This window comes from Microbacterium sp. K24, assembly GCF_004794465.1.
Classification (GTDB): domain Bacteria; phylum Actinomycetota; class Actinomycetes; order Actinomycetales; family Microbacteriaceae; genus Microbacterium.
The window spans coordinates 1-18,694 of the sequence record NZ_SSDJ01000126.1; the positions used below are offsets into that span (position 1 = coordinate 1).

19 protein-coding genes are annotated in these 18,694 nt (G+C 64.4%); 9 read left to right on the forward strand and 10 right to left on the reverse strand.

Translation table 11 applies throughout. From position 1 onward, the window contains the following. The first annotated feature begins 84 nt into the window (after positions 1-84). Positions 85-1,476: an L-serine ammonia-lyase gene (locus DW306_RS12515; RefSeq protein ID WP_136055925.1), complete on the forward strand. Its 1,392-nt coding sequence runs from the start codon at positions 85-87 to the stop codon at positions 1,474-1,476. Between the two features lie 9 nt (positions 1,477-1,485). Here the strand turns inward: DW306_RS12515 and DW306_RS12520 are convergent, their stop codons facing one another. Further along, the gene (locus tag DW306_RS12520; RefSeq protein ID WP_136055926.1) at positions 1,486-1,767 is read right to left on the reverse strand and encodes a hypothetical protein; all 282 of its coding nucleotides are present in this window, start codon (positions 1,765-1,767) and stop codon (positions 1,486-1,488) included. Positions 1,768-1,779: 12 nt separating this feature from the next. Further along, the gene (locus DW306_RS12525; RefSeq protein ID WP_136055927.1) at positions 1,780-2,949 is read right to left on the reverse strand and encodes a Cmx/CmrA family chloramphenicol efflux MFS transporter; all 1,170 of its coding nucleotides are present in this window, start codon (positions 2,947-2,949) and stop codon (positions 1,780-1,782) included. Between the two features lie 265 nt (positions 2,950-3,214). Here DW306_RS12525 and DW306_RS12530 point away from each other — a divergent pair, with 265 nt between their 5' ends. The 3 genes from DW306_RS12530 to DW306_RS12540 all read left to right on the forward strand — a co-directional run bounded on the left by DW306_RS12530 (position 3,215) and on the right by DW306_RS12540 (position 4,486). After that, positions 3,215-3,493, forward strand: coding sequence for a hypothetical protein (locus tag DW306_RS12530; protein ID WP_136055928.1), 279 nt, complete (start codon positions 3,215-3,217; stop codon positions 3,491-3,493). Positions 3,494-3,581: 88 nt separating this feature from the next. Beyond that, the gene (locus DW306_RS12535) at positions 3,582-3,797 is read left to right on the forward strand and encodes a hypothetical protein (protein WP_136055929.1); all 216 of its coding nucleotides are present in this window, start codon (positions 3,582-3,584) and stop codon (positions 3,795-3,797) included. 155 nt (positions 3,798-3,952) lie between these two features. Then, on the forward strand, positions 3,953-4,486 hold the full coding sequence (locus DW306_RS12540; protein ID WP_240747184.1) for a 2'-5' RNA ligase family protein: 534 nt from the start codon (positions 3,953-3,955) through the stop codon (positions 4,484-4,486). A gap of 13 nt (positions 4,487-4,499) precedes the next feature. Here the strand turns inward: DW306_RS12540 and DW306_RS12545 are convergent, their stop codons facing one another. Then, complete coding sequence (locus DW306_RS12545) at positions 4,500-5,210, reverse strand: WYL domain-containing protein (RefSeq protein ID WP_240747185.1); 711 nt, start codon at positions 5,208-5,210, stop codon at positions 4,500-4,502. A gap of 82 nt (positions 5,211-5,292) precedes the next feature. Between DW306_RS12545 and DW306_RS12550 the strand changes: the two genes are divergently transcribed. The 4 genes from DW306_RS12550 (at position 5,293) to DW306_RS12565 (ending at position 8,413) form a co-directional block, all read left to right on the forward strand. After that, complete coding sequence (locus DW306_RS12550; RefSeq protein ID WP_136055932.1) at positions 5,293-6,171, forward strand: NAD(P)H-binding protein; 879 nt, start codon at positions 5,293-5,295, stop codon at positions 6,169-6,171. Positions 6,172-6,563: 392 nt separating this feature from the next. Next, positions 6,564-6,881, forward strand: a complete 318-nt coding sequence (locus tag DW306_RS12555) for a hypothetical protein (RefSeq protein WP_136055933.1) — start codon at positions 6,564-6,566, stop codon at positions 6,879-6,881. 111 nt (positions 6,882-6,992) lie between these two features. Beyond that, positions 6,993-7,436 (forward strand): MerR family transcriptional regulator, encoded by a 444-nt coding sequence (locus tag DW306_RS12560; protein WP_136055934.1) that lies wholly within the window; start codon positions 6,993-6,995, stop codon positions 7,434-7,436. Further along, complete coding sequence (locus DW306_RS12565; protein ID WP_136055935.1) at positions 7,433-8,413, forward strand: aldo/keto reductase; 981 nt, start codon at positions 7,433-7,435, stop codon at positions 8,411-8,413. The genes DW306_RS12560 and DW306_RS12565 overlap by 4 nt, the downstream gene beginning before the upstream one ends. 53 nt (positions 8,414-8,466) lie before the next feature. Here the strand turns inward: DW306_RS12565 and DW306_RS12570 are convergent, their stop codons facing one another. From DW306_RS12570 to DW306_RS12585, 4 genes are all read right to left on the reverse strand, one after another. Continuing rightward, positions 8,467-10,902 carry a nucleoside triphosphate pyrophosphohydrolase gene (locus tag DW306_RS12570; RefSeq protein WP_136055936.1) on the reverse strand — a complete coding sequence of 812 codons (2,436 nt, stop codon included), beginning with the start codon at positions 10,900-10,902 and terminating at the stop codon, positions 8,467-8,469. Beyond that, positions 10,886-11,569 (reverse strand): hypothetical protein, encoded by a 684-nt coding sequence (locus DW306_RS12575; protein ID WP_136055937.1) that lies wholly within the window; start codon positions 11,567-11,569, stop codon positions 10,886-10,888. Before DW306_RS12575 ends, DW306_RS12570 begins: the two co-directional genes overlap by 17 nt. A gap of 1 nt (position 11,570) precedes the next feature. Continuing rightward, a complete protein-coding gene (locus DW306_RS12580) occupies positions 11,571-12,170 on the reverse strand; it encodes a hypothetical protein (protein WP_136055938.1) in 600 nt (199 codons plus the stop codon). 180 nt (positions 12,171-12,350) lie between these two features. Further along, positions 12,351-12,851 carry a DUF4188 domain-containing protein gene (locus tag DW306_RS12585; RefSeq protein ID WP_136055939.1) on the reverse strand — a complete coding sequence of 167 codons (501 nt, stop codon included), beginning with the start codon at positions 12,849-12,851 and terminating at the stop codon, positions 12,351-12,353. 72 nt (positions 12,852-12,923) lie between these two features. Between DW306_RS12585 and DW306_RS12590 the strand changes: the two genes are divergently transcribed. Then, positions 12,924-13,544: a MerR family transcriptional regulator gene (locus DW306_RS12590; RefSeq protein ID WP_136055940.1), complete on the forward strand. Its 621-nt coding sequence runs from the start codon at positions 12,924-12,926 to the stop codon at positions 13,542-13,544. Between the two features lie 109 nt (positions 13,545-13,653). Here the strand turns inward: DW306_RS12590 and DW306_RS21625 are convergent, their stop codons facing one another. The 3 genes from DW306_RS21625 to DW306_RS12605 all read right to left on the reverse strand — a co-directional run bounded on the left by DW306_RS21625 (position 13,654) and on the right by DW306_RS12605 (position 18,675). Beyond that, positions 13,654-13,815 carry a DNA/RNA helicase domain-containing protein gene (locus DW306_RS21625; protein ID WP_240747186.1) on the reverse strand — a complete coding sequence of 54 codons (162 nt, stop codon included), beginning with the start codon at positions 13,813-13,815 and terminating at the stop codon, positions 13,654-13,656. Positions 13,816-13,832: 17 nt separating this feature from the next. After that, positions 13,833-16,904, reverse strand: coding sequence for a DEAD/DEAH box helicase family protein (locus DW306_RS12600; protein ID WP_136055941.1), 3,072 nt, complete (start codon positions 16,902-16,904; stop codon positions 13,833-13,835). 127 nt (positions 16,905-17,031) lie between these two features. Continuing rightward, positions 17,032-18,675, reverse strand: coding sequence for an RNA-binding domain-containing protein (locus DW306_RS12605; protein WP_205814170.1), 1,644 nt, complete (start codon positions 18,673-18,675; stop codon positions 17,032-17,034). Positions 18,676-18,694 lie beyond the last annotated feature (19 nt).

Below are 18,694 nucleotides of genomic sequence, written 5' to 3' on the forward strand. Positions count from 1 at the left end.
ACTCACGCCCGCATCGCGCGCCGACCTGCTGGCGCGGCAGGCCGAGCGGCCGAAGGGTGCCACGACGCACCCGCAGACCGGCGAATGACAGCGCGCCCCTCGCGTGCGCCGGCACGCACGAGCGTGTACGTGTCGGCGTTCGACCTGTTCTCGATCGGCATCGGACCCTCGTCGTCGCACACGGTGGGGCCGATGCGGGCAGGAAGCGACTTCGCGCGCCGCGTGCTCGCCGCGCATCCGGAGGGTCCGCGGCGTATCGAGGCGGTGCTGTTCGGGTCGCTCGCGGCGACCGGACTCGGTCACGGCACGCCCGACGCACTGGTCGCCGGTCTCGCCGGGATGGAGCCGGAGACCTGCGACCCGGCATCCGTCCGCGGAGCGTGGTCGGGGCACCCCACCGGTTCGACGTTGCTGTTCGGCGGCCTCGTGCCGGTGCCCTTCGACAGCGCGGATGTCGTGCTCGATCCGTTCACCCGGCCGGAGGGGCATCCGAACACCCTCGTGATCCGGGCTTTCGCCGATGCGGCGGAGCCGATCGCGGAGGAGACGTACCTGTCGGTCGGGGGCGGCTTCATCCAGCGGGTGGGGGCGGATGCCGCGGCGCCCGAGCTTGCGGTCGGTTCTCCGCTCTTCGGCACCGCTGCCGAGCTGCTCGCGCTGTGCGGCGACGGGCGATCGATCGCCGACGTCGCCCGAGACGGCGAGCTCGCCTGTCGCAGCGCCTCAGAGGTCGAGGCCGGGCTCGATGCGATCTGGCAGGCCATGCGCTCCTGTGTGGAGGCAGGGCTGGAGGCCGAGGGCACGCTCCCCGGCGGACTCGGCGTACCGCGGCGTGCGCGGGCGATGCGGGACAGCATCCTGCGGGCGGAGGCGGCCGGTCGCCCGGTCGGCACGGACTGGCTGCAGGCGTTCGCGCTCGCGGTGAACGAGGAGAACGCCGGCGGCGGTCGAGTGGTCACCGCTCCGACGAACGGCGCCGCCGGCATCCTGCCCGCCGTGCTCATGCACTACTCGCGGTTCGAGCCCGGCGCGAGCAGCGAGGGCGTGCGCACGTTCCTGCTGACGGCTGCCGCGATCGGCTCACTCATCAAGGCCAACGCCTCGATCTCGGGGGCGGAGGGCGGATGCCAGGCCGAGGTCGGGTCCGCCTGTGCGATGGCGGCCGCGGGCCTGTGCGCCGTGCTCGGCGGAACCCCGCTGCAGGTCGAGAACGCGGCCGAGATCGCGATGGAGCATCACCTCGGGCTGACGTGCGACCCGATCGCCGGGCTCGTGCAGATCCCGTGCATCGAACGCAACGCGATCGCCGCGACGACGGCCGTCACCGCGGCTCGCCTCGCGCTGCACGGCGACGGCACGCACTTCGTGTCGCTGGATGCCGTGATCGAGACGATGCGCCAGACCGGCGCCGACATGAGCGACAAGTACAAGGAGACCAGTCGCGGCGGGCTCGCCGTGAACGTCGTGGAGTGCTGACCTACCGCGTCACCGGATGCCGCCGTCGATCGCGAACCGCACCGGGCCGCCGGTGGTCTGCACCGGGAACTCGTCTTCGTACGCGGGGATGCGGACGAGGATGATGCCGACACCGGTGGTGCCGGCGGTCGGCAGGTCGATCTCGAGGAAGTGCGGGCGATCCCCGGCCGGGACCGGCAGTCCGGACGCGTCGGTCGCGTGCACCGGGCAGGCGCCGGGGACGAGGTCGTGGCGGCTGCCGTCGTCGACGATGACGGTGGTCCCGGTCGGGATCGTCACGGTGGCGGTCACTGTGCGATCCTCTCAGGGTTTCCGGGCTCCGTCGTCTATGCGTCGGGTCAGCGACGCGACGGAGAGCGCCGCCGCCGTCATCGCGGCGGCGATCCAGACCGGTCCGAGCAGGCCGACGTCGGTCGTCAGCGCGAGCCCGCCGAGCACCGGCCCGACGGCCGCGCCGATGTTGAGCGCGGCCGTCGCATATGCCCCGCCCATCGTCGGTGCAGCGGATGCCGCGTACAGGACTCGTGCGATGAGGCTGCTGCCGACGCCGAACGACAGCATCCCTTGGACGAACACGAGCGCCAGCAGCGGCACCGGATGAGACGCGACGAGCGCCACCGCGATCCACCCCATCAGCAGCAGCGGTCCGCCGATTCCGAGCACGAGGCCCGGGTGGTGGTCCGACAGTCGGCCGGCGATCGTGACGCCGAGGAACGACCCGACGCCGAACAGCACCAGCGCGACCGAGACCCAGCCGGCATCCAGTCCGGCGGTCTCGGTGACGATCGGCGCCAGGAAGGTGAACGCGGCGAAGGTTCCGCCGTTGACCAGGGCGCCGAGCAGCATGGCGAGGAGGAGACGCGGTGAGGTCAGCTCTCGCAGCTCCTGCCGGAGAGTCGGCGCCGCAGCATCCGGGCCTGCGTGAACGGACGCGCGAGGGATGCCGCGCACCACCCCGACCACCGCGGGCAGGCAGAGGACAGCGATCGCCCAGAAGGTCGACCGCCATCCGAGCGCCTCGCCGAACAATGCCCCCGCGGGAACGCCGGCGACGGTGGCGATCGTCGTGCCCGAGAGCAGCACCGCCAAGGCGCGTCCTTTCCGATCGGCGGGCGCGAGTGCCGTCGCCGTGGTCAGTGCGACGGCGAGGAATCCCGCGTTCGCGAGCGCGCTGAGCACGCGGGTGGCCAGCAGAACCGAGAACGCGGGAGTGAGGGCTCCGACGATGTGGCATCCGGCGAACAGGAGCAGGCAGGCGATCAGCGTGATCCGTGGCGGCCAGCGACGGGCGACGGACGCCATGAGGGGCGCGCCGACGACCATGCCGATGGCGAAGGCCGAGGTCAGCAGGCCGGCGGTGCCGACCGAGACGTCGAGGTCTCTCGCGATGGCGGGCAGCAGTCCCGCGAGCATGAATTCCGAGGTGCCCATGACGAAGACCGCCAGGGCGAGCAGATAGAGAGAGAAAGGCATCGAGTACTCCGAGGTGAGAGATCAAGAAAGGGAGCTTCTTGTCACCACGGCCATCGCCCGGAGACGACGGATCGGCGCCCGCGCAGGAGGCGGGCGCCGGGTTCAGCGGATCCGGGGGCTGGCGGTGTGACCGGCAGCCCCTGACCTGTCTGATTCAGGACTCGACATGCGGACGACTCTACCCCGAGGCCGTCCGGTGGTTGCCCGGAAGGAGGCTCCACCAGGATATCGGTGGTGTCCTCATATGTGTGCTTCTATGGCTCTCATGAAGACCGCAGAGGACGGCTTCCGCGCCACCGGGGAGTCAGAGAAGGAGACGCATCCGGCCGCGTGGTTCCGCGTGCTGACCCGGCCGGTAGGTCATCTGCTCGGCACGATCTCGGTCACGGTGTGGGTCATCGTCTGTGCGGCCTTCGCGCATCTCCATCCGGAATGGCAGCCTCCGCTCGTCGTGGTCGGCGCGACCCCGTTCATCATCTGGACCTCGGTGCTGTCCTGGAAGTTCGAACGAGAGCGGGCCGAGTCGCGGGACAGGCTCGAGTGAATGAGCGGATGCTGCGCGGCCGGCGGTTCGCCCAGCGCGCTGCGGACCGGCGCGTGGGAGCACGCAGCCTCTCGAAAAGGGGTGAACGGTGATGAACGTCAGACCCGGCCGGTCGTGGTTCCGTACGACGACGAGGCCGACCTCTCGGCTTGTCGCCACCGTGCTCGTGATCGGCGGGTTCGTCGGTTGCCTGGTTCTCAGCATCCTCTTTCCCGAGCTTCGCCTCTGGTTTCAGGTACCGGCCGTTGTCGGCATCATGAGCTGGTACCTAGTGATGATGCGGCTCTACCAGCGCCCGGAATGACAGAGAGTCCTCGGGTCGTGGAGCGACGAGCGCAGCGAGGAGACGCGCGGGGCCGTCTCTCGGGCCTTCCCTCCGCTGCGTCGAGTGAGCACAAACGTCGACAGCACGGTGGCGGCGACCAGCACACCGAGCGCGCGCCGCGACATAATCGGTGCGTGCGAGATCCCGAACCGAAGCGCGCCTTCCTGTCGATCGAGTTGCTCCTCGATCCGTCGACGGAGGCAGCCGTCCGAGGCGAGTGGGACGCGCTCGCCGCCGACGGGATGTCGAGCCTCGGCCATCACACGTCGGCGAGCAACCGCCCCCACGTGACTCTCGTGGCGCGTACTGATCTGGCTGCGATCGACGCGCATGCCCTCGTCGAGCGCCCGGCATTCGCGGTCACGCTGAGCGCCCCTCTGCTGTTCGGCGCGGGCGAGCGCCGCGTGCTGGCGCGCAGCATCGTGCCGACCGCAGAGCTGCTCGATCTCCACGCGGACGTGCACGCCGCTGCCGGACCCGGCGACGACGCCCCGCACACCACGCCGGGCGAGTGGACCCCGCACGTCACGCTCGCTCGCCGGATCCGCGTCGACGATCTCGAGCGAGCCCTCGGTCACGTGGGTGGTGAGATCCATGGGCGCGCCGTGGGCCTGCGACTCTGGGATCCGACGACCACGTCCGTCACCGACCTCGGGATGTTCAGATGACGCAGACCGGCCCTCACCTGGCAGTTCCGACCCGCCCGAAGTCGCTCGTCAACCAACCCTCGATCGAGTCGAACGGGAACTCCCGTTCGGCATGCACGCCGGGGAGTATCCGCGCCTCCCGCATCCGGTCGAGTCGGAACAGTCTCCAGTCCTCGCGGTCGATGTCGTAGGCGACGACGTACCACTGCCCTTGTCGCAGGACGTGCCGGTACGGCTCGACCGTGCGGTGCGTTTCGTGCCCGTGCTGGTCGGTGTAGTCGAAGGCGACGCGCGAGCCGTGGGCGACGGCATCCGACAGCGTTCCGACGAGCGTGAAGTCGACCGGGGCCGGGTCGGTCTGCAGGATCTGCGTCGAGAGCGCGGTCGCGGCGGCACGCCGGCGCAGGGCCGGGGGAAGGGTCTGCTCGAGTTTCGCGCGGGCGACGGATGCGGAGGGATCGCCGGGACTCCAGGTCTCGAGCACCAGCAGGCCGTTGATGATGGTCGCGACTTCGTCGGCGTCGAGCAGCAGCGGCGGGATCTTCGCGCTCGGATGCAGCCGGTACGCGGCTCCGGGACCAGGGCGGGATCGCAGGTCGTACCCGAGATCGCGGAGTCGTTGCGCGTCACGACGGATCGTGCGGCGACTGGCGTCGAGGCGTTCGGCGAGGTCGTCGACCGTCCATTCGCCGCCGGTCTGGAGCAGCGACAGCAGGTGCAGGGTGCGGTTCGATGGCGATTCCACAGCTCCATGATCGCGCAGGATGCGGCCAGAATCCGGCCGCATCTGCGCCTAGCGTGTTCGGACACGCGACGAAAGGATCATCATGCGCATCGCCCTCACCACCCCGAACGGCAACGTGGGCCATCACCTGACGCGGATGCTGGTGCGCGCCGGCATCCGTCCGCTGCTACTGACCAGGAACCACGACTCGATCGATGCCGAGCTGCGCGAGTACGTCGATGTCGCGCAGGCGGATTCGCAGGATGCCGCGCAGGTCGTCGCGGCGACGCGCGGAGTCGACGCGTTGTACTGGGTGGATCCGTCGGTGATGTCGGAAGATCCGCTGGCCGACTATGCGCGCGCGACCGACGGGCTCGTCGCGGCAGTCACGGAGAACGGCATCGAACGGGTGGTGTTCCAGAGCAGCATCGGTGCCGAGAAGCGCCACGGCGTCGGCGAGATCGACGGGCTCGCGGCGACCGAGGTTGCGCTGGATGCTCTCGGAATCGACGTCACGCATCTGCGGTGCGGGTACTTCTTCTCGAACCTGCTCCTCGGTGTGGACGCGCTACGGGCCGGGAGGCTGACGACGGTTCTGCCGCTGGACGCGCCGATGGCGTGGGTCGCTCCGCGCGACATCGCCGAGGTCGCTGCGCTGACGCTGTTGAATCGCGAGTGGAGTGGACGGCGGGTGCAGGCCGTGCACGGGCCTGAGGACCTGACGTGGTCCGAGGTCGGGGAGATCCTGACTTCGGAATTGGGGCGTGAGGTTGTCGTCGACCGGGTGTCGGATGCGTCGATGCTCGAGGGCCTGCGGGCGGCGGGGATGCCGGGGGCGATGGCGGATGCCGTGCTCGGGATGTCGACCGGGATGCGTGAGGGGTTCGTGCCGGAGCAGGAGCGGACGGTCGTGACGACCACGGAGACCCGGCTGCGCGGGTGGGTGTGGGAGGAAGTCGTGGGAGCGGTGCTCGGTCGTTGAGCGAGCGAAGCGAGACGAAAGGTCTCACAGGTCCCGATCTCGCCTAGGGAGTTGGCAAGGGTGCGTTCCGTTCAGCTCTCTGAAGATCCACGGCGTCGAAGAACGAGGAATGAGGGAAGGAGCGTGACGACGAGCGTCACGGGCGCCTGCTACGGCCCCAGGATCCGGCGACTATGACCGCGTTCGTGCCGCCCGCGTCGCGAGAGCCTTCGAACGTCGCCACGAACGCGAGTGCGATACGCCTCCGCGCAGAATCCGACATCTCTCTGACGTAGTCATATGTGTGCTTATATAGCTTGCATGAAGCGATCGCGTTGCATCTCTCGCACACTGGCGAGCGCCGTGCCGAGGGTCGACGTTGCGTTCGACAGCGGAGCACCTCGGAGCGCGGCATGTTCGTCTATGTTCTGACTGCAGCTCTCGGACTCAGCGCGGGCGTGATGTTCGGGGTGAAGATCAGCCCTCCATTCCGGCTCGCTGGCGTGATGGCGGGAGTGCTCGTCGTAGGGGCGGTCGTCGGGTTTGGATTGAGCCTCGGAGATGAGGCGCCATGGATCGGACCGCTGTTCGCGGCCATCGCCATAATCACGTCCGTGCTGGTCGCCGCTGAAGCCCGTCGAGACGAACCGTTGTTTCTGGTCGAGCCGTACTGGCGAAGAGTCATCCTGGTTCTTTCACCGCGGTCAGCCACCAAAGCTGAACGGTCGTAAGTCGAACGGGCTCTCCCGAGAAGCAAAATGCTCACCTCATCGTTCGCATTTCGTCGTTGCTCGGTGGCCCCCACTTGACCTGCACCGCACTTCAGGTCGCAAGCTGTACCCATGGACGGAATCACCCTTCCCCCGCTCGACGTCGATGTGCCGCCGCAGGGCCTCACGATCGGCGACGTAGCGCATGCCACAGGGCTGAAGATCTCGACGCTCCGCTTCTACGAGCGCGAGGGGCTGATGCTCGACCCGACGCCTCGCGACGTCTCCGGACACCGGCGCTACGACGAGCACGACCTGGCCTGGATCGGCGGGCTGCTGATGCTCCGCGCCACCGGCATGTCGGTCGCCGACATGCGAGCGCTCGCCGACCTGTCGCGCGAGCAGGGCACGGAGGGCGAAAGGCTCAGCATCCTGCAGTCGCATCGTGAGCGCGTGCTCGAGGAGATGGAGCGCACGCGCCGGCATCTCGAAGCACTGGACACCAAGATCGACGCGTACCGCGAGGTGATCGCGTCGCGCGGGCAGAAGGCTCGCACAGAAGGAGAGGACTCATGAAGCAATCGGCACTCGGCGACGGGCTCACCGTCTCATCGATCGGACTCGGAGCGATGGGCATGAGCGCCTTCTACGGTCCGACCGACGAGGCGGAGGCCATCGCCACCCTGCAGCACGCCGTCGACATCGGCGTGACGTTCATCGACACCGCAGAGGCGTACGGTCCGTTCGAGAACGAGAAGCTCATCGGACGAGCGCTCGGTTCTCGGCGCGACGAGATCACGATCGCGACGAAGGCGTCGTCGGAGACGGATGACGACGGCACGGTCCACGGACGCAACGGCACCCCGGAGTACATCCGGCGGGCGTGCGAGCGGTCGCTTCGACACCTCGGGATGGACGTGATCGACCTCTACTACCTGCACCGGGTCGATCCGAAGGTGCCGATCGAGGAGAGCGTCGGCGCGCTGGCCGACCTCGTGCGCGAAGGCAAGGTGCGGCATATCGGGCTATCTGAGGCTTCGGCTCCCACGCTGCGGCGGGCGCATGCGGTGCATCCAATCGCGGCCGTGCAGTCGGAGTTCTCGCTCTTCGCCCGGGACATGCTGCACAACGACGAGAAGGCGACCGCCGACGAGCTCGGCATCGGGGTAGTGGCGTTCTCTCCGCTCGGGCGCGGGACGCTGACCTCGGGAATCCGTTCGCTCGACGAGCTGGCGCCCGAAGATGCTAGGCGTGGACTGCCGCGCTTCCAACCCGAGGCCTTCGCGGCGAATCGCCGGCTGGTTGAAAGGGTGGAATCGGTGGCGCGCGAGAGGGGAGCGACGGTCGCGCAGGTGGCGCTCGCGTGGGTGCTGTCGGAAGGCGTGGTGCCGATTCCCGGGACGCGGAAGAGGGCGCGGTTGGACGAGAACGCGGGGGCGGCGGAGATCGCGCTCAGCTACGAGGAGAGGATGCGGTTAGCGGATGCTGTGCCGGTGGCGGAGGTTGTGGGATCGCGGGATGGGATCGATGCGGAGGTGGGGGTGGACCGGTGACGTGATGGTAGGGTCCGAAAATTGTGACCTCCGGACTCGCTCCAACAACTCTCTTAGTCGTCGAACAGTGTCGAAGCGACTCCATCGCTTGCTGGCAGCGGCATCACCGACAATTCAATTGCCGTACCGCGGTACTCTACGAACACATTGACGCCATTACTGACGGCATGGAATGAGTGTCGCTCGCCGAAAAGTGGGGGGACACACTGCAGTCGGATCTTGTCGCCGTCGTTCTTCACTTGCCAAGTAGACCGCCACGAGGGATCTTCATCGAAAAGAGTCGAAGTCTTCGCGCCTTTGGCATCGGCAGGTGCACCTGTTCGCAGAAGTACTGCACCCTCCCGGAAACCACCGCGTTGTTCACGTTTTTTGTTCTGAACGTCAAGAATCTCCTCTGGGCTCACTCCCAGGGACGACCGGAGGCCATCTAAAACCTCCAACAAGTCTGCCATCTCTTCGACAGTGTCTTTCGCGCTCTGAGCTTGGAGCAATTCAATTGCCTCCTCGACCGCCTTGCGACGCAAACGTTGTGCGAGGTCAGCGCCCGTTGCGGTATAGGCAGTTGCTGATTCGCCCCCTGCAAGAATCTTTTCGACGATCCCGTCGCGAACCAACTTATTGAATTGTATCGACTTCTCTTCCAATGTGTCGATGCAGCTCACAGTCACGCCCGCCCGCCGCAGCACATAATAGGGATGCGCCAGTGAACTCCCGACCAATTCGACAGTCGCGTTGATGTCGTTGGCTTTTTCAGCCAAAACATCTACAAATCGATTGTCCCGAACAAATTCAGGAAGGGGGCGTACTCGCAGCACGACGGGGCTGCCTGAAAGCTCGGACGCCACGATTCGCTGAAGATCCTCGATCGACCTGATGTCAATTCGAGTACTCTGAGGAGAGACGGTTGGGGGTACGTCATCGAGGTCCACTGGAGCGGGCATGTGGAACCATGGTAGGTAGTAAGACGCTCGCCCGCGAACACCGATAAACCACATCACAAGGACTGATTCGCCGAGTTCATCTGCTAGTTGCCTGGATCCTTGGGCGACTGTTCGAAGCTCATCCTTGCTCATACTGGCCCGCCAGATCCACTCCGTTGGTGAATCACGGTAAGTCCAACCCCGGTTCGCGTCCACATCGAGGAACGACGTCTTGGCGCTGACGCTGCGCCTAACGTCATCCGTATCTACGTTTACCCATCCTCGGTCATGAGGAAGCCAGGCAAGCCCATCAGCCAGGCCCCAGATACTGGCAACCGTAACCATCGGATCGTCGGGGCGGGCATGGACCCATGCCGCGGCGCGCGAGGCAAGGAATCGGTGTGCCAGGAATGAGATGTCTTGGGGTCGATGCCCGTCCCTCATCAGGCCCGCGGTTGTGGACCTCAACCAGTCGAATACCTCCGACGCGCTGATCGTCGTGCCAGTCTTCGGTAACATAACCAAATCTTGGCCGCCGCGGATATCCGTGCGCACCACGACGTGCCCTGAGCAAATTCTGCTGAGGTCCTCCTCCATGCCGGCAATGTCATCGCCGTCGGCGAGTGCCTGCATCACAGATCTGCCCTCTAGCCTCCACAAATCGGCCACTGGGAGTCCGGAACGGGCGAATTCATCGAGAGCACTAGCCTTCGGCCATGAACTTAGCGGCGGACCCCCTTCACTCGGAGGTGTGCAGAGAGACCACACCGTGAGGGCACCGGCGGGTACGTCGTCACCGATAGTAGGTGTCCAGGCGTCCCCTGGAGCCGGCCCCACTTGCGGCTCGACGGCGTCTGATTGGACGATCCACACCCGCGCGCCGTCCCAAATCCATTCCAAGTGATATCGCACCTGATGTTTGCTGAGACGCTTCGCTACCGAGCGCAGTATCGATTCGACCTGCTTTCCGTTGGAGCAGAGGAGCGGTCCGTTGGGTGCCGGGTCAGCGCCATCGACCCTCCAACGGCCGGCGGCGGTGGCCCCCGTCCAACCGTCGTACTCTGAAATCCAGAGATTCGCCTCGCGGCTGACTCGGTGCTCATTAGACAGGTGCCCTGAGGCACGGACCTCGATGAGTGGCTGTAAGAGAAAACCGAGGTCTATGTGGGCCTCGACGACTTCGCCCCAAAGACGTTCAATCGTCGTTTCGAGATCTGTTACATCGTTGTCAATCGATACTGATTCGAAGCGCCCTCGCTCATAGAGGTTTTCTGTTCGCGCGTTGCTTCGCACGTAGACGCGGCCGCTCGGCGAGGTGCTGGCGACCCGATTCAGAACTACCGCCGCGCCGGGGAGGTCAATCAGGAATCCCTTGGCGATCTTGCCGGCCTTCTGCGAGGCATGAGCGGCCGGTAGGACAATGATTGTCTCCGGGTACCACTGTGGGCTCAGTTGGAGAAGTCCGCTAGCCTTACCGCCTGCGCTCCGCGGCTCAGCTAATGGTACGCCAATAGGCTGCAGCGACGGTGTTGCGGCAAGAATGTCTGACGAATTAGCTTGATCCGTCACGATTAACCTCTGGGGCGCCCTGGCTGCTGCCGCCACTAGCGCCGCCGGTTTTGGCGGTATTGGGCGACGTTGCTCCAGTCGCGGGTTTCGTCTTCTTTTCCATTCCAAGGCCTGACATTACGTTTTCGAGTGTGCTAAATGCGCGATCTGAAAAATAGCCGAAAACAATAGACAGGCCGAGGGCGCCAGCGGGGCTGCGCACAAGTTCGGGGCCGAAGAAGGGAAGCACGCCCGACGCGCACAGCAGGATGATAGTCAACGCGGCCCCCGCAGCGAGCAACGGCGTCGAGACGCGCCAAAGCCTACGATCTCGATTCCAGATGTTGCGAGCGACGGTGTGGTAGAGCCATTTCATGCTGAAGAGCGTGCCACCGAGAAAGCCGCCGAGGAAGGCCAAGAAATAGGGTGCGAGTGCCGCAGTGGCATGCCGCGGAAGGGGGATAAAATGGAGGTGGGTTTGAGTCACTACAGCCACGATGAGCGCCAAGGCTAGAACTAGATACGTCCAGATCAAGAAACCTTCGAATTGAATCGACTTTCTCGCGGCCGGTTCATATTTCGTCTGCCAGTCGCCCTCCGAACGTCCGTCCGTCGGCGCGGCCGGCGCGAAGGACGTTGCTTCTTCGCCAACCCGGACGTCTTCGTTGTCTTCAGGGATAGGGACCATGTTACGCTGCCGATTTTAGGGCGCGCCGAGTGGCCTCGACGATTTCCTCGTTCCCAGATTCTTTCCAATCCCAAATTGTCAAGCCGAGATGTGAGGCGATTGCTTTGCGTGCCACCTGGCTTGGTAGCCAGCGGTCGTGGATTACCCATCGGCCGCTCTCGTCTTCGACGTAGATGTAGTCCATCTCAGCGATCGGCTCGACTCGATCGTTAACCGGGGACCAGGGCGCCTCCGGCGATGCCAATTGATCGGTGATTGCGGTCCTCAGTGACATACGGACGGGAACCACGTGCATATGTGCGTGATCAACACCGCAAGCGGCCGGGCGTCCAGTCCCAGCGGAACCATGCTCGAACAGCACGGCGCGTCCGTAGCGCGATTCGACACGAGCCCGAACAGAAGCCAGAAGGAGATCAAAGGCGAGCCAATCATCGGTCCGCAAGTCGGCTAGCGCCAGAACATGCTGCCGCGGAAAAACTATTGACCAACCCTCCACGAGCGCACCGAATGATGGAACCGCGAAACCCGCTTTCGACTCGACGATCGTGGTTTCGAACTTGTCGAGTTGGCAGTATCGGCACTGTGCGTCCGCCGAATGCATTGCTTGATGCTGCACTGTGATCCCCTCAGTCCTGTTTGCGCGCAGGCAGCGAGTGGTGGCATCGGCTTGCGCTTTTCCAGCATAGAGGCTAGGGAGAGCGTCGTCGCGCTTCCTCGCGTGCTCTAGCTCGTTCGATCAGGCGCCGCGCGCACCGGGTCGCCGCGAGACCCGACGGTCGCCTCATGCCCATAGTCCCTTCCTCGGAGTCCGCCCTTCAGCAAACCGAGCCTGCGCCCGGTCTTGCCGCTTCCCGACCTCGACCAACTCCGTCGCCTTCGGCAGTCCCATCGACTTGGTCGACACGTACACGCTCTCCGCGCGGTCGACGAGGAAGGTCTCGTGCCAGATGCCGACCGCTCCCGGAGCTTTGCGCGCCATCTTGTTGAAGCGGGTCCAGGCGGGGCGGTGCTCCTGCGAGGGGCTGGACGCGTACGCGTAGAGCTTGTCAACTGATGACCAGTACTGCACGACGTAAGGTCCGCCGGATCCGAACAGCAGCTGGTAGCCGAGCATGCCCGAGTCGGGGTCGGTGGAGAGTTCGCGCAGCATCGGCGGCATCGAGAAGAAAGTGGGCAGCCACAGGTCGGGTCGCCGCCAGCGGTTGATCTGCATCCCGATGTGGAACACGACGAGCTCGCCCTCGTGACGGTGGGTCATGCGGCCCGTGATGACCTTCGGCATGATGACTCCTCTTGATTGGATAGTCTCACTATCCATAATGGATAGCGCTACTATCTAAGTCAAGAGGTGGCCATGAGAATTTCCGAACTGTCAGCCCAGACGGGCGTGACCGTGCCAACGATCAAGTACTACCTGCGCGAGGGGCTGCTGCCCGAGGGTGAGCGCAGCGCGCCCACCCAGGCCGCGTACGGCGAGAAGCACGTAGAGCGGCTTCGAGTGATCCGGGCGCTGCTCGATGCGGGCGTGAGCATCGCCGAGACGCGGCGGGTGCTGGCGGCACTGGATGATCCGCCGGAGAGTCCGCACGACCTGCTGGGAACCGCGCATGCGGCGATCACTCCGCCGCTGGACGAAGCGCTGGATCTGACCGAGGCCGAGCGGCTAGCTGAAGGGCTCGGCTGGAAGCCCGGGATGTGTGACCCGGCGGTCCTGAGCGCGGTGGCCCGGGCGCTGGAGGGACTAGAGAACGCGGGGTTCGTCGTGCCGGATGCGGCGATGGCGGAGTACCTCGCGAGCACGCGACGGATCGCGAATGCCGAGATCGCCGGGGTGCCGAAGGAGTCCGCGGAGGCTGCGGTGCGGTACGTCGTGCTGGGGTCGGTGCTGGTGGAGCCGTTGTTGCTGGCGTTGCGGCGGGTGGCGCAGCAGGTGAGCTCGGGGGAGAGATTTGGCGGGGGCGGAACTAGCGCTTGAGCGCCGCGGCCAGACGCTCTCTCAGCCCTGGGGCATACACGTAGACGAACGTTCCACGCATCTCACGCGACAACAGCACGCCGTAGATGTCCTGATGAACGTCAACAGATCATCGTCCCCGAACGCATCCTTCAGGTGCCCGGTGTTCTCCTTGCCTTCTTGTCGCGATAGCTCTCGCGATCCGCGCCGGTCGCCGGTCGCCGGTTGCTAGGTGGAGGCGGAGGTCCGGTCCGATGATGACCCCGGTATAGTTCAGGTCGTAGCCCTGCACGGTGTGGCTGCATCTTGTCAGGTCGCCGCGAGCTGGAGCAGCGAGTCGTAGCTGTCGATGACGTCGTACCGCACAGCATCCATGGCGCTATTGCGATTGAGGGATTCGAAGAACTTCCTGGCGCACTCGATCTTGGCGTCTTCGACGCCCTTGAGCTGGAGGGTGGACATCGACCCTTTGGTTTCCGCGACGAAGTACACGTGCTTGACGCTGCCCTCGCGGAAAGCGATCGCCCAGTCCGGATTGTAGTCGCCGACCGGCGTGGGGATGAAGAACCCACGAGGCAGCTTCGAGTACACGACGACCTCGTCGCTGGTGTCGAGTTCGGTGACGAATGAGCGCTCCACCTTGGAGTCGGTGACCACATACTCGTAGACGCTCTTGCTCAGCTTGTCACCCGCCTTCGACAGGTCCTGGGCGGTCTGATTCTCAGTGAAGATCGACGAGTCGTAGCGGTCATCGAGGGCGTCGTATGTGAGGTGCTCAATGATGACGGCCGCCTTCTGCTCGTTGATGAGTCGCGCCGCCTCGGTGATGAACTGTTCGGGGTTCTGCTTAAACTTTGCGAACGTCCCCGGGTTGATGCCGGTGAGGATCGCCGCACAGGTTCGCCGAGTGAGCTGGGTCTTCTCTGCGATCTCACCGAGCAAGTCGTATTTCACTGTCGAACCGGCGGAGAGCGCGGACTCTTCGACTTTGGTGGTCGCGACCTTGAATCCCTCGCCGGCCTCGAGCTGTTCGGCTTCAAGTGAGGCGAGTTGAATGCCCTTTTGTACGACGTACTGCATGACGGTCACGTTGAGCGCCTTGTCGAGCGTCTGGATGCAGTTGCTGATCAGCTCGGTCGAGTCGAACTCCACCTGGTACACGGCTTTGTGGTTGATCCGCGCCCAGAGCTCCTGGAACTCACGCTTGTGGAAGTTCGATTCGTTGAGGGGCACCTTCTTCGGCTTCCTCCCATCAGTCGGTGCGGGGATGTTGAGGTGAAGGGAATCGATCAGCTCAGCGACCTGGTAATGGTACTGGTCGAGCCCTGCGGGCATCGGCGGCATATCGATGTCTCCTCGGCTGATCCACTTGTCGGTGAGATTCTGTTCGTAGTCGATGAAGCCGTTCGTCGTCAGCCAGAACTGCAGCTGCTTGGCTTGGTCATCCGTGATGGCGAGCTTCTCGCCCGTTGTCGCGTTTTCAACGATCTTGCCGGCGAAGAACTCTGGGCTCGCCTTGCGAGGCCTGGCGCTGAGAGAGTCGACGATCTCTCTCTGCAGCGCGGTCACGAACTCGGTGTAAGACTCATCCGTGACGACGGTCAGTTCATTGATGTCGTGCACTGTGATCGGATTGTCCATCCGCTCGCCGTGCTGGTCGACCGACAGGCGCAGGCCGCGTCCGATCTCTTGCCGCCGCGTGGTGGTGTTGTCGCTCTTCTTGAGCATGCCCATAACAAAGACGTTCGGGTTGTCCCAGCCCTCGCGGAGGGCGGAGTGCGACCAGATGAACCGCACGGGCTCCTCGAACGACAGAAGTCGCTCCTTGTCCTTCAAGATCAGGTCGTAGGCCGCGACGTCGTCGGACTGGCCGGCGGTCTCGCCCGTCTTCTTCACAGACCCGTCGACCTGGTGCCCGGACTTCTTGTCGATTGAGAAGTAGCCCTGGTGAGTCTTTCCCACAGGGATGGACTCCAAGTGGGCGCGGTACTGCACCGTTGCCTCATCGAGGTCCATCTGGCCGAGGAAGTCGGCGACGATCGCGTCGTATTCCTCCTCGAAGACGCGCGCGTAGTCGCCAAGGGTGTCCTCCCGGGTGTAGTCGCGATACTTGGCGACCTCGTCGATGAAGAACAGCGATAGCGCTTTGATGCCCTGTGCAAACAGCTCGCGCTCTTTGTCGAGGTGTGCCCGGATGACCTCGCGAATCTGGATGCGACGCGTCGCATCGTCGGTGAGATCGTTGGTGACTTGCCCGGCAAAGATGCGTTCACCATTCGACAGCTCGATGTAGTCCTGGTTCGCGTCGACATCAACGACGACGAGATCCTTGTAGGCTTCGATGCCGTTCGAGATGTCATGAAGTCGAGAACCCTTCGAAAGTCGTACCGACTTCGGCCTAGGGTTCGAGCTTCCCGCAGGCTGCACATAGAGCTCGACGCGAGCCTTCGGGAAGTCAGCCCCCTTGCCGACCTCGAGCCCGTCGACGTAGAGGTAGGCAGTGCTGCCAGGCAGACCCTTCACAGTGATACCGCGAACTGCGATTCTCTTCACGAGCTTCTTGTTGTAGGCATCCAGTGCATCGAGCCGGTGCACCTTCGTGCGTAAGATCTTGTGCGTCGCCGAGTACCGCAGCGCGAACAGGGCGTTGAACAGACCCAAGGCTGTCAGTGACTTGGATGCCCTCTTGCCATCACCTTCGATCTTCTGGGGCTCGTCGATGATGAGGATCGGCCGGTTCGCGGCGATCACGTCGATGGGCTTCCGTGACTGGAAGTCATCGAGCACCTCGTAGATGCGGCGGGCGTCCTTGCCCGTTGCGTTGAAAGCTTGAGTGTTGATGATCATCACCTGTACACCGGCGTCGGACGAGAACCGCTCGAGCTCGTGCAGCCGTGAGGAGCTGTAGACGAACGTGCGGGGCTTCGTTCCGTAGAGCTGCTGGAAGTGCTCAGCGGTGATGTCGAACGACTTCTTAACGCCTTCACGGATCGCGATGCTCGGAACGACCACGATGTACTTCGACCAGCCGTAGCGCTTGTGCAGCTCCATGATCGTCTTGATGTAGACATACGTCTTGCCGGTGCCGGTCTCCATCTCGATGTCAAGGTTGATCGGCGCGGCCGGCGACGTCACCAGGCTCTTCGACAGTGGCAGACCACGGACCTTCTGGATGCCGTGGACGTTCTCCAAGAGCTGCGGCATCGAGACGCTGATCGCGGAGTTGCGCAGACCCGCATCATCGAGAAGCGTCGGGGCGGTGTCCTTGCCTGGGTCGATACGGTACTTCACCCCGTCGGCGAAGGGCTGACCTGCGAACACGTCGACCACGGCGTCGACGGCCTCGGTCTGGTACTGCTGGACCTTGAACTGGAGTTTCATACTGTGCCTACCTGCTGATCTTGTCTACTTCGGCGCCTGCGTATGCAAGAAGTCGCCCGTGTTTCCGGGCGCCCACGGCCCATCCGATGCATACGGCTTGTGTAGTTCATCGCTCCTAGAGACATAGCTAAACAAGCTCCCATCGCGGCTTTTGCTGGCTGCCGGCGTTGCGGATCCTTCCGTCCCGACGCATCTTGCTGAGCAGGTTCGTCACCTTGGATCGCTGCTGGGCGGCGTCCAGTACGTCTGGCAGATACTTTCCCAGGAGTCCGTCGATCTCCTTTCGGGACGCTCCACCGTACTGGCTGAGGTAGTCGATGATGAGCTGGGAGAAGTGTGCGTCGTCTTGCGCACGCGTGCGGATGTAGTCGGCCTTGCGTCCGGTCACAGCAGCAACCGTCGCACTCACATGAAGATTGGGGCGTCGTCCTTCGATGAGCTTCGCTTTGCGTAGCCGCTTGATTGCCTCGTCGGTGATCGGTAAGCGCTTCTGCACACGGTCGAGTGCGAGCACATCGTCCAGCGGCAGGTCGGTACGAACCATGAGCAGCTGAGAGTACGACTCATCGATGACAGCACCGGGGATCGTCAACTTGACCTCGGCCGATTGTGTGAGGTCATAGTCCGGCAGCGGAAGGAACCGGCGCACCTGATCCTGCACCATGCGATGGATACCGTAGCCCATCTGGTCGATGAGATTGAGCTCTGTCATCGCCTCGACGAGGAACGGGTTCCGGTACTTCCGTGGGATGCGCTCGTCGAGCGCATAGTCGCCAGGCGTGCCGTCGTAGAACTCGCCGACACTCTCGAAGACGAGCTTGTCGACGTGCTCAGTCACGATGACCCGGGAAGCCGTGGTGTAGTCCTGATGAGCGATGCAGTTGTACAGCGCCTCGAGGATGCTTCGCTCGTCGTATTTGCTGATCTCGCGGTAGATGAGCTCGTTCGGCGGCAGCAGGCGCAGCTGCACATTGCGGATCTGGTTGGCCAGTTCGGTCGCGTTGAGGAGGAACGGGAGCCGGAAATGTCGATACGCGGACTCCTGGCCGACGAGCTTCCAAGTCAGTTGCGCGGGATGGGGACTCAGAAGATGCGTCGAGGTGTCGGCGCCGAGCAGAAGGAGGGCTGCCCGGGTGATGCCGCCGTCGCGCGTCAGCCGCGCCTTGGCGAGGAACTTCGCATCACCCCAAGAGGCGATGTCAGCAGCCGGGAGGCGGGGCCCGTTCCGCTCGGCGAATCCCTGGCGAGCACGGGCGATTGCGGCAGGGTCGAGGTGCTTCATCGTTGCGGAAGGGACGACCACTGCGGTCCAGTCAGTGGCCAGCGTCTGAGCACGGATCTCATCGAGCTTCGACAGATGCAGCGAGTCCAGGCTCTCACCGCTGCGCGCGTAGTAGTGCCCCTTCCACGCGATGGGGATGCCGCGAGGTGCAGGGGGGACCTTCAGCAGCAGGACCCGTCCGTCGGGGTGCGCGAGCTCGAGGATCTCGCTGAAGGTTGCGCTCGGCTCGGCGTTCTCAGCGATCTGCATCTTCAGACTCTGCAATCGCCCGGGCTCTGGGCGGTAGGGAGTGCCGACGACATTGCGAGTCGTGTTCTTCACCCCAAACACCAGCCACCCCGATTCCGCGCCCCGGAGGTTGGCTTCGTTCGACAGCGCCGAGAAGTACGCACCGATCTTGTCCGTTGAGTAGCCGTCGCCGGCTTCCTTGAACTCGACAATCTCGTTCTCCCAGCCGGCGAGAAGGCGGTCGAGGAGGAGGTCAGTCATTTCGGCGGGGGTCATTGAT

Excerpts from the sequence above, each read along its gene's own strand:
- DW306_RS12515 (WP_136055925.1), top strand. The coding sequence starts at position 85 with ATGACAGCGCGCCCCTCGCGTGCGCCGGCACGCACGAGCGTGTACGTG.
- DW306_RS12580 (WP_136055938.1), bottom strand. The coding sequence starts at position 12,170 with ATGCATTCGGCGGACGCACAGTGCCGATACTGCCAACTCGACAAGTTC.
- DW306_RS12605 (WP_205814170.1), bottom strand. The coding sequence starts at position 18,675 with ATGACTGACCTCCTCCTCGACCGCCTTCTCGCCGGCTGGGAGAACGAG.
- DW306_RS12560 (WP_136055934.1), top strand. The coding sequence starts at position 6,993 with ATGGACGGAATCACCCTTCCCCCGCTCGACGTCGATGTGCCGCCGCAG.
- DW306_RS12555 (WP_136055933.1), top strand. The coding sequence starts at position 6,564 with ATGTTCGTCTATGTTCTGACTGCAGCTCTCGGACTCAGCGCGGGCGTG.
- DW306_RS12530 (WP_136055928.1), top strand. The coding sequence starts at position 3,215 with ATGAAGACCGCAGAGGACGGCTTCCGCGCCACCGGGGAGTCAGAGAAG.
- DW306_RS12550 (WP_136055932.1), top strand. The coding sequence starts at position 5,293 with ATGCGCATCGCCCTCACCACCCCGAACGGCAACGTGGGCCATCACCTG.
- DW306_RS12585 (WP_136055939.1), bottom strand. The coding sequence starts at position 12,851 with ATGCCGAAGGTCATCACGGGCCGCATGACCCACCGTCACGAGGGCGAG.
- DW306_RS12525 (WP_136055927.1), bottom strand. The coding sequence starts at position 2,949 with ATGCCTTTCTCTCTCTATCTGCTCGCCCTGGCGGTCTTCGTCATGGGC.
- DW306_RS12600 (WP_136055941.1), bottom strand. The coding sequence starts at position 16,904 with ATGAAACTCCAGTTCAAGGTCCAGCAGTACCAGACCGAGGCCGTCGAC.
- DW306_RS12565 (WP_136055935.1), top strand. The coding sequence starts at position 7,433 with ATGAAGCAATCGGCACTCGGCGACGGGCTCACCGTCTCATCGATCGGA.
- DW306_RS12590 (WP_136055940.1), top strand. The coding sequence starts at position 12,924 with ATGAGAATTTCCGAACTGTCAGCCCAGACGGGCGTGACCGTGCCAACG.
- DW306_RS12575 (WP_136055937.1), bottom strand. The coding sequence starts at position 11,569 with ATGGTCCCTATCCCTGAAGACAACGAAGACGTCCGGGTTGGCGAAGAA.